This window comes from Methylotetracoccus oryzae, assembly GCF_006175985.1.
Classification (GTDB): Bacteria; Pseudomonadota; Gammaproteobacteria; order Methylococcales; family Methylococcaceae; genus Methylotetracoccus; species Methylotetracoccus oryzae.
In genome coordinates this window covers 27,902-41,158 of sequence record NZ_SRSH01000026.1, presented here as the reverse complement: position 1 = coordinate 41,158, position 13,257 = coordinate 27,902, and the positions used below count along the sequence as shown (strand labels likewise).

The window sequence follows — 13,257 nt, the reverse complement described above, 5'->3', positions numbered from 1 at the left end:
TGCGGTTCAAACCGTTCCGGGCCGCTCGAACAACGGCGCGATCTGTGACTGAATCGACCGCGCGGCCTCGCGCGGGTCGGCGGCATCGCGAATTGGCCGGCCGACCACGATGTAGTCGGCACCGTTCAGGAAGGCCTGCTCGACCGTGACGACGCGCTTCTGGTCGTCGGCCGGCCGATTGTCGACCGGACGGATGCCCGGGGACACTACAATCAGTTTTTGATCGACGCCGTCCCGCAGCTTGGGGACCTCCAGGCCGGAAGAGATGACCCCGTCGCAGCCTAGCTCCAGCGCCCGCCGCGCTCGTGACAAGACCAGGGATTCGATGTCACAGGCAAAGCCCAGGTCGTCCAGATCGCCGCGATCGAGGCTCGTCAATACGGTTACGGCAAGAATCTTCAGGGCGCCCTTGTTGCGGACGGCCGCTTCCAGGATCGCGTCATTGCCATGGACGGTCGCGAAATCGACGCCCTTGCCGCTGAGCACGCGGACGGCCCGGCCAACGGTTTCCGGCACGTCAAAGAACTTCAGGTCCACGAAAACGCGCTTGCCGCGCGACTTCAACCGCTCCACCAGCCCGAAGTAGTCGCCGGTCATCAGCAGTTCCAGCCCGACCTTGTAGAAACGGACGGCATCGCCGAGCCGGTCCACCAGTTCCAACGCGGCCTCGCAGGTGGGTACGTCGAGTGCGACGATCAAACGCTCGTCGACAGGGATCGGTTTGGTGGACAGCAGGCGGTTCATCGATCCAAGGGTTCTGTACGTCAATGCTGGGACAAAGATCGGGTGGCGGGAATTCCCGCGTGGCGCCGGTCGTTCAGGATCGTCGAGCGCCGGAGCAGCCGCAGCGTCACGGTCCGGAGGACCACGGCGGGCGAGGCGTCTTCACGGCGCCGCCGGAAACAGCCTTGGCGGTTTGCTGCTGCGCCTTCTGGTGCTGATCGTAAAGGTAATTTTCGTCGACGATTCCGGTGGCGCCCGTGCCGGCTCCGAGTGGCGCCTGCCCGGCGATGGCGCCCACAGGTGCCCGGGCCGCAGCCGCAGCGGGTGGCGGTGCCGTTTTGGCAGCGCATCCCCCCAGTACCGTCGAGGCCACCAGCAGCCACGCGGGCTTGCATGGGCGCACGGCCATCATGGCACCTCGCGGGTGCATGGCCATTTTTCGATCATGTATTTGAACAGAATGTGCACGGCGCGGTCCTTGTCGTATTCGGGGTGTGCCTTGCTCCACGCGATGAAATCCGCGATGAACTGGTCCCGAGGCTGTTGTGTGCTGTCCGGGCAGAACAGAGGCTGGTACATCGGCGACACGGCGAGACCTTCGTAGTAGTGATAGGCTCCCACCACGTAGCCATGACAAAAATGGATCGCTTCCCGGTAAGTCGGGGCGCTGGCCGGCGTGCTGCATAAGGCCACGAGTTCGGCGACGTTCTTTACGTCGAAACTCGACGGGCTGGTGGCGCCCGCAGCGGCGCCTGCGCCCAGCGTGGCGCACGCGGCCAGAGCGGACAATCGAACGCGTCGACCCAGTTCTTTCGGCAACATCGGCAGCTTTTCCCGGATAGGCCAATCAGTGCGCCGAATATTACCGCCAATCCGCCCTTCGCGGGAAGCCGCGTGCCTTCGAGCTTCCGGCGTGGGCTCCGGACAGGCGCCCCGTTTACGGCGGTTAAGGCAGGTCCAGGCAGCGCGGAGTCGGCCGCCGACGTTAAACTAGCGGTCGACGTCATGAGTCAACTGGTACCCAGCACCGTGAGCAATGCCGTAGCCGAGATCTTTTCGCAGGGGGACGAGGTACTGACCGGCCAGATTGCCGATACGAATGCGGCCTGGCTGGCCCGCGCGGTCACACGACTGGGCTTCGACGTGATCCACCACAGCGCGGTCGGCGACCGGCTGGAGCCGATGGTCGAGCAATTGCGCGTGATTGCGGGCCGCTCGGACCTGTGTATCGGGACCGGGGGGCTGGGCCCGACCGTCGACGATTTGACGGCCGCCGCTGTCGCCACGGCTTTCGACCGCCCGCTGGCGCTCGATCCGGTGGCCTTGGAGCAGGTCGAAGCCTATTTCGCCCGTCGCGGACACACGATGGCCGAGGTCAATCGCAAGCAGGCCTGGCTGCCCTCGGGTTCGCAGCGGCTGGACAATCATTGGGGCACGGCGCCGGGGTTCCTCGTACGGCAGGAACGCTGCCTGTTCGTTTTTCTTCCGGGGGTGCCCAGCGAGATGCAGGCGATGTTCACCCATGGTGTCGAGGCCCGGATTATCGAAAGTTACCGCTTGCAGCCGCCCCGGGTGACGGTACTGCGCACCTTCGGTCTCGGCGAGTCGGCGCTGCAACAGAAACTGGAACCGCTGGGTCTGCCGCCGGGTGTGCGTCTCGGCTTCCGCGCCGGGGTCTATCAGAATGAAGTGAAGCTGTCGTTCCCCTGGGATTTTCCCGCGCGGGAATCCGAAGCCCTGGTGGCGCGTGCCGCGGCTCTGATCGGGGACGGCGTGTTCGCGATAGGCGATGTCGAGGCGGCGGAAGGCTCACTGGCCGCGGTCGTCGGCAAATGTCTCGCCGCGCGAGGCGCGACGCTCGCGACTGCCGAAACGTTCACCGCAGGGCAGCTCGCCTGGCTGTGTCGGGGTCAAGGCTGTTTGCTGCATTCGGCAGTCGCTCCGCGGTCCGAGCCGCTGTTTCGACTGCTTGGCGCGGAACCCGGCGAGCGGTTTTCCGATCCGCAGGTCGATGCCGTCAGCCTGGCCGGACGGCTGCGCTCCCGGTGTGGGGCCGATTACGCCCTCGCGATTCTGGGATCGCCCACCCAGGACAGCGTCGAGCGCTTGCCTCCACCCGCGACGGTGGCGATCGCTCTGGCTGGTCCGCTCGGGAGCTCGGTGCGTGCCTTGACGCTTGCCGGCACCGCCGAGCGTCGGCAGATGCAGGCCGCGGCTGCCGCGCTGGATGATCTGAGGCGGCATCTAATGCAGGAATCCCGATGCGACTAACGGGCTACCAGGGGGATCGCTTCGATAGGGCTCATATGGATGACCGGAGCCCGGGTCGTCGCCGCCCCAGTCCCGGTCAGCCACCGGTCGCTGTCTCCAAGAGCACGATAGGCCGTTCCCAATGTCTTCTCTAGCGATCCTGATGCGTGCCCTGCCTTGCCTGACCGCGTTGTGCGGGGGCCTCGCCCATGCGGCGACCACTCCGACGGAAGCGCGCGCTCGACTGATCGACGAACTGCGAACGCAGCGCTCGCAACTGGCCGGCGAGCTCGGGTCACCCGCGTTCGATGAACGCGTGCTGGCAGCCTTGGGCCGGGTTCCGCGTCACGAGTTCGTGCCGGATCCGCTCAAGTCCCGCGCTTACGAGAATCGGCCGTTGCCCATCGGTGGCGGACAGACGATCTCGCAGCCTTTCATCGTAGCGCTGATGACCGATTTGCTGCGGCTCAAGCCGGGTGACCGCGTGCTCGAAATCGGCACCGGCTCCGGATACCAGGCGGCCGTTCTGGCCGAGTTGGTCGATCGCGTCTATACGATAGAGATCGATCCGGAACTGGGGCGCCGGGCTGCAGAGACCTTGTCCCGGCTGGGGTACTCGCGGGTGACGCCGCGCATCGGCGATGGCTACCAGGGTTGGTCCGAGCACGCACCCTTCGATGCGGTTATCGTCACCGCGGCCCCCTCCAGCATTCCACCGCCGTTGCTGGCGCAACTGAAGCCCGGTGGGTGGTTGGTGATCCCCGTCGGTGAAGCCTTCGCAGTGCAGTCACTGATGTTGGTGACGAAGCAGCCGAACGGGCGGATTGCCGTCGAGGAGATTCTGCCGGTTGCCTTCGTGCCACTGACGGGGGCTCGCTGAATTTCGTGATGCGATCCTGGCCTTCGAGCCTGCTGCCGCTGGCCGTCTGGGGCATCGGCGGTGCGGCGCTGGGATATGAACTCGCTTTGGCGCGTCTGCTAGCGATCAGTCTGTGGCCGGCCCTGGCTGCGACCTTGCTGACGCTGGCTGCCCTTGGGGGGGCGGTGAGCGGGACGGTCCTGAGCACTCTGCGCCTGCCTGCGAACAACGCTCCCGCATGCCTGTGCGCCGTCAATGCCCTGGCCTTTGCGCTGAGTGTCGTCGCCTGCGCCTCGACCGCGGCTGCGGTCATGTTCGATCCGCTCGACCTCCTGTCCGGCGTTTCCGGCTGGTTGCCCCTGATGCTCGCGGGCGCCATCCTGGGGATCCCGCTTTTTTTTGCCACCAATTGCCTCGTGTTGGTCATGGTCCGTTTCCCCGCGGGAATCGCCGGCGTCTACGCGGCCAACCTGATCGGGGCGGGTATGGGCGGCATCGCGATGACTGCAGCCCTGTTTCTGCTGTCCCCCGGTGAGGCGATGGTCGGGGTGGCGCTGGTGGGCGCTGCCGTTGGCTGGCTCGCTTTGTTGGCCGCCGGGGAGCGGCCGCGCTGGCTTTGGTCTGCATTGACGCTGGGCAGCCTGGCCTTGGCGGTCTTGCTGGTCCGGGTGGATCTCGAACCGTTCCACGGCGCGGGGAAGGACGCGGCGCGCTGGCTGGGAGCGATGGGGGCCCGCGAAGCGGCGCGACGTGATAGTCCGCTGGGTCGATTGCAAATCGTACGGAACGAGCAGATTCCGCCGCGCTATGCGCCTGGCCTCGCCCTGACGAGTCGGGTAGCCTTGCCCGAACAATTGGTCGTGCTGGCCGATGGCGAATTCCGGGGCGTCATCGATCGCGCCGGTGATCCGCCGCAGCGAACGGCGTATCTCGATCGCTTGCCATCGGCGCTGCCCTACCACCTGTTGGCGCCCCGACCGACCGTTCTGGTGTTCGGCGCCGGCGGCGGATCATTCGTGCGGCAGGCACTGCAGCACCACGCCGCGCGCGTCGATGCCGTAGAGCCGAATCCACAACTGTCCGGACTGGTGCGGGACGATTTCGGCCCCTTCGCCGGTCATCTCCTCAGCGATCCGCGCGTCGTATTGCACATCGCCGACGCACGCGCTTTCATCCGCGGGGCCGACGCACGCTGGAACCTGATCCAGTTGCCGCTGGAACAGGCCCCGGCGGTGGCTGTCGGCGCCGTCCGCGGCCTGGATGGTGACTTCGCTTACACGGTCGACGCGCTGGTCGACTACTTGCGCCGCCTCGAGCCGGGCGGCCTCCTGGCCGTAACCGGCATTGGGCGACAACCGCCGCGGGACGGCGTCAAGCTGTTTGCCACGGCGCTCGCCGCGCTCGAGCGTCTCGGGGTGCCGGCGCCGCCGCACCGGCTGGTGTGGGTCCGCAGCTGGCAAGTGACCACACTGGTGCTCAAGAACGGGGAGTTTGCCCGAGATGAACTGGAGCGCATCCGCCGGTTCGACCGCGAGCGCGGTTTCGACGAAGGGTATCTTCCGCGGGATGGGGCGCGCCAGGCGGACGGTAGCCAGGGCAGGCCAGGGGGGGCACCGAGGCCGCCGGTGCTAGCCCTGGTCGGCCCACAACGCGACGAATTCCTGCGGAACTATGCCTATCGCGTCGAGCCTGCGACCGACGATCGGCCCTATTTCTTCGATTTTTTCCGCTGGCCGCTGCTATCCCGGCTGCAGTTGACCAGGGGCGCCGGGGCGCCGACCGCGCTTGACATGACCTATCCCTTGCACCTGCTGGCCCTGTGTCTGGCGCTGATCGCCGCGGTCGTGTTGGCGGCGCTGCCGCTGGGTTCGCTACGTCGGCAGCCGGAGCAGCCAACTCGCGCACGCTTGTTCAAGGTCGCGGCGTATTTTTCGATGATCGGGATTGGAGTCGTTCTGAATACCCTCGTCTATCTGGAGCGACTCACACTGTACCTGGGGCATCGGGTGTATGCGGTGCCGGTGATCGTGGCCGGCTTCCTGGTGTTCGCCGGGATCGGTAGCCGGCTGACAGCCCACATTCCGCGGCGCACTGCCCGTGGTCGTGCGCTGCTGGCCGCAGGCGGGCTCGTCACCTGCAGCATGCTCTACTACCAGTTCGGCGGGCCGCTGCTCGCGCCTTCCGAAGGCTTGCCTCTCGCCTTCAAGCTGCTGATGGTCCTCGTCGTCATCGTTCCCCCCGCGCTCTGCATGGGCCTCATGCTTCCCCTGGGCATGAAGCGCCTGACCCACGACGGGGCGCAACTGGTGCCATGGGCCTTCGGTATCAACCGCGGTGCGGCAGCCGTCGCACCGGTCCTTGGCATCGTTGTCGCGATGAAGTTCGGCCAATCCACGTTACTGCTCATGGCGGCTGCATGCTACGTGTGCGCCGCGCTCGCGGTGCCGTGATCGCGCCTACGCTCAGGGACGGAGGCCGTCAACGCTGACGATGCGATCCAGTGGAATGACCGCGCCATCGGCGATCACGGCAAACTCGCGGCCGTCACGCGTCAGCAGGTCGGTGACGATGGTGTCGACGCTGATCTCCAGGTTGTGCTCGTCCCGATAGACCATTCGGCACGACCGCCTGCGCAAGGCGCGCAGTTCCAGTTCGTCATGGAACGCACAGGAGACGGGATCGTGGCTGCGGTTCATGGGTGCGGTTGCAGGCTGTGGCTCAGGGATGGACGCTGACTGTCAGCCCCAGTTGGCGGATACGCTCGGCGAAGCTCTCCATCCATTCCGCCGACAAGGGCGACAGCCGTGACGCTTCGGCCTGCAGGGATGGGCGGGCGAGACCGTACAACATTACGCCCAGCAACGGTACGCCGGCTTGCAGGCGGGCCGCCAGGAAGTCGAGGTAGGCTTGCCGCTCGACCTCGCTCGGTGCTTCGCCGTCCAGTTGGAACAGACAGGTCTGGATCCAGGTCGGGCAGAGTGCTGCGCAGGTTTCCAGATCCAGCGCCATGGCAACCGGAGAGCGCGCGACGCGATTGATCCGTTGCAAGCCTGCCGGCGTCGCGCTGTCGATCTTGAACCAGGCCTCGCCGCCCAGCGTTGACCAGCGGGTGAGACCGGCGCGAACATGCGGTCGCCGGATCAGGCTGCCGTTGGTGATCAGTACCAGCTTGATGTGCCCCAGCAGGCCCGCCTCGTGAGCCGCTGAGCCGATGAGGTCGATTATCGCCGGCAAGGCACGCGCGCTGGTCGGCTCGCCGTTGCCGGAGATCGCGATGTCGCAGACGCGGCGGCACTCGTCCGGCACGTCGAAACGGTTGAAAAACGTCCCCGCGGTAATCGCGCCGAGCAGCGTCGACAGTTCGTCTCGCAGGCGATCCAGATCGATCTCGGGCGCGGCGCCGCGGACCAGGTCGGGCACCTGGCAATAGCGGCATTGCCAGTTGCAGGCGTTGTTGGGGTTCAGATTGATCCCGATCGAGACGCCGCCGGACCGCCGCGACAGCACGGGGTACAGATAGGTCAGTTCGGCGCTGTCGCGGCGGTGGTCCTGCGTCGTGAGTTTCATGTTTGCCCTGTGTCTTGGCCTGAGTCACCAGGAATCGTCGGACTGCGGTGGCCGGGTCCGGTGCGCCGGGCGCCAAACCCTGTTTGAGCGCCAGCCGAGGCGGACTGTTCCGTTGCCGCCCAATAGACGCCTTGTGTCTTGCCGGGGCTCACGGTCCGACCGAGTCTCACGGCCTCAGCGCCGCGTTGCGGTGGCCAGGGAGAGGGTGTGTCGCTCGCGGCCCGTTTCGAACCGGCGTTTTAGCGGTAGTATTACCGGCGACTCACTCCGCACCCGTTCTTTCGATCACGCCGAGGATGAAGCGCATGAAGGCCGATGGACGACACTATTCTGAACAGCTCAGCGAAATGCCACCCACCACCGCGCGGTGGCGCCGTGACTATCGCCGCAATCGGAGCCCGCGCGGTATCCGGGCCGGCGCGTTCCTGTCGTGCGGGGCGCTGGCGCTGGCGCTGGCATTGGCCGGATGCGCGTCGGAAACGGTTCGCTACAAACTCGTGCCGCCGCCCGGTGCCGCCGGCGAAGCCTGCGTGGCCAAATGCGACGAGCAGCGGAAGTCCTGCAATGAAAGCCTACAGAACGAGTTCGAGGTTTGCCAGACGCAGTACCGCGAGGATATGTCGATCTACACGCGGTGCCGCAACAGCTCTCTGGGCCCGGCGCCGGGGTCGCAGTTCAGCTGCAATACTCCCCGGCCCTGTCCGCTCCCCCGCGGAGAGTCTTGCGACGAAGCGTATCGCGCGTGTTTCCAGGCCTGCGGCGGAAAGGTGGAAGAGGAGCCATCGTCCTGACCGGATGGCTGCCGTCGGCGGGGTCCCGAAAGCTGACAAGGCATGATCGAATCGGTTAAAGTTCGCCGATCGTAACGCCTGCAGGAAACGACCATGAAAGACTTTTGGATCGCCCCGTCGATACTGTCCGCCGATTTCGCCCGACTCGGTGAGGAAGTGGACAATGTGCTGAAGGCCGGCGCGGACATCGTGCATTTCGACGTGATGGACAACCATTACGTGCCCAACCTGACCATCGGTCCGCTGGTATGCGAGGCGCTCCGCAAGCATGGGGTCACCGCGCCCATCGACGTCCATCTGATGGTGAAGCCGGTCGACCGGATCATCCCGGACTTCGCAAAGGCCGGCGCCACGTACATCACCTTCCACCCCGAGGCGTCGGAGCATGTCGATCGCAGCCTGCAACTCGTCCGCGATTCGGGCTGCAAGTCGGGCCTGGTCTTCAATCCGGCCACGCCGCTGGAGTATCTCGACTACGTGATGGAAAAGGTCGACATGATCCTGCTGATGTCGGTGAACCCGGGTTTCGGCGGACAATCGTTCATTCCCTACGTGCTCGACAAGCTGCGGGCCGTAAGGGAGCGCATCGACCGCAGCGGTCGTGACATCCGGTTGGAGATCGATGGTGGCGTCAAGGCCGACAACATCCGCGAAGTCGCCGCAGCCGGTGCGGATACCTTCGTCGCCGGGTCGGCCATTTTTGGGGCGGCCAAGGCGTCCGATCCAAACCATTACGACACGATCGTCGGCAGCCTCCGCAGCGAGCTGGCCAAGGCGCGCGGCTAATGCGTGAACCGGGATCCAGGGTGCGCTGCGGGCTGAATGGCGGCATGCTGTCCCGCGGTGCCCTGGGTTCTCACGCAAACCCTCCGGACGGGAGCCGGAATCGCACCGGTGGGGTGCCGATGAGGTCCCGGTCGGCGCAATGTCATGGGGGACGATGGCGCAGCCGGACGTGATCCGCAGCCGGCGTCCTGCCGGCAGCCGCACACGAACGGCGCCGCCGTTCTCTCGCTGCGCTGACTCAGGAAATCCCCTCTGATGACCCCCGAAGCCTTCCAGCAGTACGCCGACCAGGGCTACAACCGCATCCCCGTTTGTCGTCAGGTCCTGGCCGACCTCGATACCCCGCTGAGCGCCTACCTGAAGCTCGCCGACGCGCCGTATTCGTATTTGTTCGAATCGGTGCACGGCGGGGAGCAATGGGGGCGCTACTCGATCATCGGTCTGCCTTGTCGGACGGTGGTTTCCGTACACGGCCATGACATCACCGTGCGGCGTGACGGCGTCACCGTCGAAAGCCTGAACGCCGACAATCCGCTGCTATGGATCGAATCGTTTGCGGCGCGTTACCGCGTTCCCGTGGTCCCGGGACTGCCGCGTTTCACCGGCGGACTGGTTGGCTATTTCGGCTACGAGACCGTGCAATACGTCGAACCGAGACTGCGAAACGACAAGCCGGATCCGATCGGAGCGCCGGACATTCTGCTGATGGTCTCCGAGGACCTGCTGATCTTCGACAATCTCAGCGGCAAGCTGCTGTTGTTGACGCAGGCCGACCCGGCGGAGCCGGACGCCTACGGGCAGGCCATGGGTCGTCTCGCGGAGTTGGTTGCCGCGCTGCAGGACCGGCGGGTGGCCCGAAGGCCGTCCCGCTCGGCGGGACGCGCGGTGGACGAAGCCGACTTCGTGTCCGGTTTCACCCGCGAGGGCTTCGAGAACGCGGTTCGTCGGGTCAAGGACTACATCGTCGAAGGCGACGTGATGCAGGTGGTGCTGTCGCAGCGCCTGTCGATCCCGTTTGCCAGCGCGCCGCTCGACCTGTACCGCGCGCTGCGCTGCCTGAACCCTTCGCCGTACATGTACCATCTGAATCTTGGGGACTTTCACGTCGTCGGCTCGTCGCCCGAGATCCTGGTTCGCGTCGAGGACGGTGTCGTGACGGTGCGGCCGATCGCCGGCACGCGCAAACGCGGGGTTACGGCGGAAGAGGATCTCGCGCTCGAAGCCGATTTGCTGGCCGACCCGAAGGAAATCGCCGAGCATCTGATGCTGATCGACCTGGGTCGGAACGATGCCGGGCGCGTCGCCGAGACCGGAACGGTTCAGGTGACCGATCGCATGATCATCGAGCGCTATTCCCACGTCATGCACATCGTATCGAACGTGACCGCCCGTCTTGGTGCCGGCAAGGACGCCTTCGACGTGCTGTCGGCCACCTTTCCCGCCGGCACCGTCAGCGGTGCGCCGAAGATCCGCGCCATGGAGATTATCGCCGAGCTCGAACCGGTCAAGCGCGGTGTCTATTCGGGCGCCGTCGGGTATGTCGGGTGGTCTGGCAATCTCGACACCGCGATCGCGATCCGCACCGCGGTGATCAAGGATGGCACGCTGCACATTCAGGCCGGCGCCGGAATCGTGCACGATTCGATCCCTGCGAACGAGTGGGAAGAAACCATGAATAAAGGCAGGGCCATATTCCGCGCGGTGGCGATGGTCGAGGCGGGCCTGGAACGGGACGCCAGCCCATGAGCAACCGCGTCCTGATGATCGACAACTACGACTCGTTCACCTACAACCTGGTGCAGTATCTGGCGGAACTGGGGGCCGAGGTCGATGTGGTCCGGAATGATCAGATCGGCGTGGAGGCGATCGATAGCCTCGCTCCGGATCGGATCGTGGTCTCGCCCGGCCCCTGCACGCCGCGCGAAGCCGGCATCTCGGTGGATGCGATCCGGCGCTATGCGGGCCGGCTGCCGATACTCGGGGTCTGCCTGGGCCATCAGAGCATAGGCTACGCCTTCGGTGGCGAAATCGTGCATGCCAAGTCCATCATGCACGGCAAGTGCTCGATGGTCCGCCATCGCGACGTCGGCGTGTTTCGTGGCCTGGACAATCCGTTTCGGGCGACCCGCTACCATTCGCTGGTGATCGCGCAGGCGAGTCTGCCCGACTGCCTCGAGGTGACGGCCTGGACCGAGACCGAGGACGGGGGTATCGATGAAATCATGGGCGTCCGTCACCGTGAACTTCCGATCGAAGGGGTTCAGTTCCACCCGGAATCGATCATGACCGAATACGGTCACGAACTGCTCCGTAACTTCCTGGCCCTCTAGCGTCGGATACCGCGAATGGACATGCCACAGGTGCTGCAGGCCTTGCTCGACGGCCGGGATCTCAGCGGATCCCAGATGCGCAGCGTGATGCGAACCATCATGAGCGGCGGGGCGACGCCCGCCCAGATCGGTGCGTTCCTGATCGCGCTGCGGGCCAAGGGCGAGAGTGTCGACGAGGTCGCGGCGGCGGCGCAGGTCTTGCGCGAGGTGGCCACGAAGGTGCCGGTGCGCGGCGCCCACGTCATCGACACGTGCGGCACCGGCGGTGACGCCAGCAAGACCTTCAATATCTCGACGACGTCGGCCTTCGTCGTCGCGGCCGCCGGCGGCAAGGTCGCCAAGCATGGCAGCCGCTCGGTGTCGAGTCGGTCCGGCAGCGCCGACGTGCTGGAGGCCGCCGGAGTGAGACTGGACCTCACGCCTGAACAGGTGAAGCGCTGTATCGATCAGATCGGCGTCGGTTTCCTGTTCGCGCAACGGCATCATGGCGCCATGAAGTATGCGATCGCGCCGCGCAAGGAACTGGGTGTGCGGACGATTTTCAACCTGCTCGGACCTCTGACCAATCCTGCCGGCGCGGCACATCAGTTGATCGGCGTCTATTCCCCGGACTGGGTTCAGCCGCTGGCCGAAGTCCTCAAGAAGCTCGGCAGCAAACATGTGCTCGTGGTGCATGCAGAGGACGGCCTCGACGAGATCAGCATCGGCGCGCCGACCAGGATCGCCGAGCTGAAGAACGACGAAATTTCGACCTACACCATTGCACCGGAGGATTTCGGCTTCAAGCGTGCCAGCCTGAAGAAGCTCGCCGTCAATACCGTGGCGGGAAGTCTCGAAATCATACGCGGCGTGCTCGAAGGCAAGACCGGACCCGCCCGCGATATCGTGGCCCTGAATGCCGGGGCGGCCATCTACGCCGCCGATCTGGTCGGCACCCTGGCCGAGGGTGTGCGCCGCGCCGAGGCCGTCATCGACGAGGGCTCGGCCCGTGACAAGCTGCAAGCCTTGATCGAATTCACTCAGTCCATCGGCGGCAGCCCATGAAGGATTCGCCCGACGTCCTCAAGAAGATCCTCGCACGCAAGCGCGAGGAAATCGCCGAACGCCGCAGGGCGGTCGCTCTGCCCGAACTGGAACGGCTGGCGGCTGCAGCCGATCCGCCGAGGGGTTTCTACCGCGCGCTCGCGGGGCGGGTGGCTGAAGGCCACGCCGCGGTGATCGCCGAAATCAAGAAGGCATCGCCAAGCCGCGGCATCATCCGGGAGGACTTTCGACCGCCCGAGATCGCGCGCAGCTACGCGACTCATGGTGCGACCTGTCTGTCCGTACTGACCGACCGCGATTTCTTCCAGGGCGGCGACGACTATCTGCGCGAAGCCCGCGCCGCCTGCACGCTGCCCGTGTTGCGCAAGGATTTCACGGTCGATCCGTATCAGATCATCGAGGCGCGTGCGCTGGGCGCCGACTGCATCCTGCTGATCGTCGCGGCGCTCGACGACGCACAGCTGGCCGATCTGGCGGCGACAGCAGCCACCTGGGGGCTGGACGTACTCGTCGAGGTGCACGATGCGGAAGAACTCGAGCGGGCATTGGGATTGCCGCTGCCGATGATCGGCGTCAATAACCGGAACCTCCGCACCTTCGAAACGTCGCTCGCAACCACGCTGGAACTCCTGGAGTCGATCCCCGGTGACCGGCTGGTCGTCACGGAGAGCGGGATCTTCGCGCGCGAGGACGTCCGGTTGATGCGTGCGCACGGCGTCCATGCCTTCCTGATCGGGGAGGCTTTCATGGCGGCGCCGGACCCGGGGCTCGAACTCGCGCGCTTATTCAGGGACTAAGCGCAAGCGGCGGGAACAGCCAGTTTCGGGAATTGGGCCCGGCAGGGTCGGGTATGCCCCGAAGTGGTAACGTCATCGTCCGTGACTGAACTTGGAACAGGCAGGATCCA

At 65.6% G+C, this 13,257-nt stretch carries 14 protein-coding genes; 9 read left to right on the top strand and 5 right to left on the bottom strand.

The window, feature by feature from the left end:
- Positions 1–6 precede the first annotated feature (6 nt).
- The 3 genes from pyrF to BWR02_RS19450 all read right to left on the bottom strand — a co-directional run bounded on the left by pyrF (position 7) and on the right by BWR02_RS19450 (position 1,545).
- Positions 7–744 (bottom strand): orotidine-5'-phosphate decarboxylase, encoded by a 738-nt coding sequence (pyrF, locus tag BWR02_RS19460; protein ID WP_139559572.1) that lies wholly within the window; start codon positions 742–744, stop codon positions 7–9.
- Positions 745–850: 106 nt separating this feature from the next.
- The gene (locus BWR02_RS19455; protein WP_162560248.1) at positions 851–1,132 is read right to left on the bottom strand and encodes a hypothetical protein; all 282 of its coding nucleotides are present in this window, start codon (positions 1,130–1,132) and stop codon (positions 851–853) included.
- Positions 1,132–1,545: a Rap1a/Tai family immunity protein gene (locus BWR02_RS19450; RefSeq protein WP_139559570.1), complete on the bottom strand. Its 414-nt coding sequence runs from the start codon at positions 1,543–1,545 to the stop codon at positions 1,132–1,134. The genes BWR02_RS19455 and BWR02_RS19450 overlap by 1 nt, the downstream gene beginning before the upstream one ends.
- 183 nt (positions 1,546–1,728) lie before the next feature.
- Between BWR02_RS19450 and BWR02_RS19445 the strand changes: the two genes are divergently transcribed.
- The 3 genes from BWR02_RS19445 to BWR02_RS19435 all read left to right on the top strand — a co-directional run bounded on the left by BWR02_RS19445 (position 1,729) and on the right by BWR02_RS19435 (position 6,282).
- Positions 1,729–2,994 (top strand): CinA family nicotinamide mononucleotide deamidase-related protein, encoded by a 1,266-nt coding sequence (locus tag BWR02_RS19445; RefSeq protein WP_139559569.1) that lies wholly within the window; start codon positions 1,729–1,731, stop codon positions 2,992–2,994.
- Between the two features lie 121 nt (positions 2,995–3,115).
- Complete coding sequence (locus tag BWR02_RS19440; protein ID WP_139559568.1) at positions 3,116–3,853, top strand: protein-L-isoaspartate(D-aspartate) O-methyltransferase; 738 nt, start codon at positions 3,116–3,118, stop codon at positions 3,851–3,853.
- Between the two features lie 8 nt (positions 3,854–3,861).
- Positions 3,862–6,282 carry a spermidine synthase family protein gene (locus tag BWR02_RS19435; RefSeq protein WP_139559567.1) on the top strand — a complete coding sequence of 807 codons (2,421 nt, stop codon included), beginning with the start codon at positions 3,862–3,864 and terminating at the stop codon, positions 6,280–6,282.
- 12 nt (positions 6,283–6,294) lie between these two features.
- Here the strand turns inward: BWR02_RS19435 and BWR02_RS19430 are convergent, their stop codons facing one another.
- Together BWR02_RS19430 and BWR02_RS19425 are read right to left on the bottom strand one after the other, a co-directional pair.
- Positions 6,295–6,528 carry a hypothetical protein gene (locus BWR02_RS19430; protein WP_139559566.1) on the bottom strand — a complete coding sequence of 78 codons (234 nt, stop codon included), beginning with the start codon at positions 6,526–6,528 and terminating at the stop codon, positions 6,295–6,297.
- 22 nt (positions 6,529–6,550) lie between these two features.
- Positions 6,551–7,399 (bottom strand): radical SAM protein, encoded by an 849-nt coding sequence (locus tag BWR02_RS19425; protein ID WP_139559565.1) that lies wholly within the window; start codon positions 7,397–7,399, stop codon positions 6,551–6,553.
- Between the two features lie 305 nt (positions 7,400–7,704).
- Here BWR02_RS19425 and BWR02_RS19420 point away from each other — a divergent pair, with 305 nt between their 5' ends.
- The 6 genes from BWR02_RS19420 to trpC all read left to right on the top strand — a co-directional run bounded on the left by BWR02_RS19420 (position 7,705) and on the right by trpC (position 13,147).
- Entirely contained in the window at positions 7,705–8,190 is a 486-nt protein-coding gene (locus BWR02_RS19420; protein ID WP_139559564.1) for an Aq_678 family protein, read from the top strand.
- Positions 8,191–8,283: 93 nt separating this feature from the next.
- The gene (gene rpe / locus BWR02_RS19415; protein ID WP_139559563.1) at positions 8,284–8,976 is read left to right on the top strand and encodes a ribulose-phosphate 3-epimerase; all 693 of its coding nucleotides are present in this window, start codon (positions 8,284–8,286) and stop codon (positions 8,974–8,976) included.
- 255 nt (positions 8,977–9,231) lie between these two features.
- On the top strand, positions 9,232–10,722 hold the full coding sequence (trpE, locus tag BWR02_RS19410) for an anthranilate synthase component I (protein ID WP_139559562.1): 1,491 nt from the start codon (positions 9,232–9,234) through the stop codon (positions 10,720–10,722).
- Positions 10,719–11,306: an anthranilate synthase component II gene (locus BWR02_RS19405; protein WP_139559561.1), complete on the top strand. Its 588-nt coding sequence runs from the start codon at positions 10,719–10,721 to the stop codon at positions 11,304–11,306. Before trpE ends, BWR02_RS19405 begins: the two co-directional genes overlap by 4 nt.
- Before the next feature lie 15 nt (positions 11,307–11,321).
- Entirely contained in the window at positions 11,322–12,350 is a 1,029-nt protein-coding gene (trpD, locus tag BWR02_RS19400) for an anthranilate phosphoribosyltransferase (protein ID WP_139559560.1), read from the top strand.
- Entirely contained in the window at positions 12,347–13,147 is an 801-nt protein-coding gene (gene trpC, locus BWR02_RS19395; RefSeq protein ID WP_139559559.1) for an indole-3-glycerol phosphate synthase TrpC, read from the top strand. Before trpD ends, trpC begins: the two co-directional genes overlap by 4 nt.
- The last annotated feature ends 110 nt before the right edge of the window (positions 13,148–13,257 follow it).

Bases quoted from the DNA above. Each gene is read 5' to 3' on its own strand.
- BWR02_RS19430 (WP_139559566.1), bottom strand. From the start codon at position 6,528: ATGAACCGCAGCCACGATCCCGTCTCCTGTGCGTTCCATGACGAACTG.
- pyrF (WP_139559572.1), bottom strand. From the start codon at position 744: ATGAACCGCCTGCTGTCCACCAAACCGATCCCTGTCGACGAGCGTTTG.
- trpE (WP_139559562.1), top strand. From the start codon at position 9,232: ATGACCCCCGAAGCCTTCCAGCAGTACGCCGACCAGGGCTACAACCGC.
- BWR02_RS19425 (WP_139559565.1), bottom strand. From the start codon at position 7,399: ATGAAACTCACGACGCAGGACCACCGCCGCGACAGCGCCGAACTGACC.
- trpD (WP_139559560.1), top strand. From the start codon at position 11,322: ATGGACATGCCACAGGTGCTGCAGGCCTTGCTCGACGGCCGGGATCTC.
- BWR02_RS19440 (WP_139559568.1), top strand. From the start codon at position 3,116: ATGTCTTCTCTAGCGATCCTGATGCGTGCCCTGCCTTGCCTGACCGCG.
- BWR02_RS19405 (WP_139559561.1), top strand. From the start codon at position 10,719: ATGAGCAACCGCGTCCTGATGATCGACAACTACGACTCGTTCACCTAC.
- BWR02_RS19455 (WP_162560248.1), bottom strand. From the start codon at position 1,132: ATGGCCGTGCGCCCATGCAAGCCCGCGTGGCTGCTGGTGGCCTCGACG.
- BWR02_RS19445 (WP_139559569.1), top strand. From the start codon at position 1,729: ATGAGTCAACTGGTACCCAGCACCGTGAGCAATGCCGTAGCCGAGATC.
- trpC (WP_139559559.1), top strand. From the start codon at position 12,347: ATGAAGGATTCGCCCGACGTCCTCAAGAAGATCCTCGCACGCAAGCGC.
- BWR02_RS19435 (WP_139559567.1), top strand. From the start codon at position 3,862: ATGCGATCCTGGCCTTCGAGCCTGCTGCCGCTGGCCGTCTGGGGCATC.
- BWR02_RS19420 (WP_139559564.1), top strand. From the start codon at position 7,705: ATGAAGGCCGATGGACGACACTATTCTGAACAGCTCAGCGAAATGCCA.
- BWR02_RS19450 (WP_139559570.1), bottom strand. From the start codon at position 1,545: ATGTTGCCGAAAGAACTGGGTCGACGCGTTCGATTGTCCGCTCTGGCC.
- rpe (WP_139559563.1), top strand. From the start codon at position 8,284: ATGAAAGACTTTTGGATCGCCCCGTCGATACTGTCCGCCGATTTCGCC.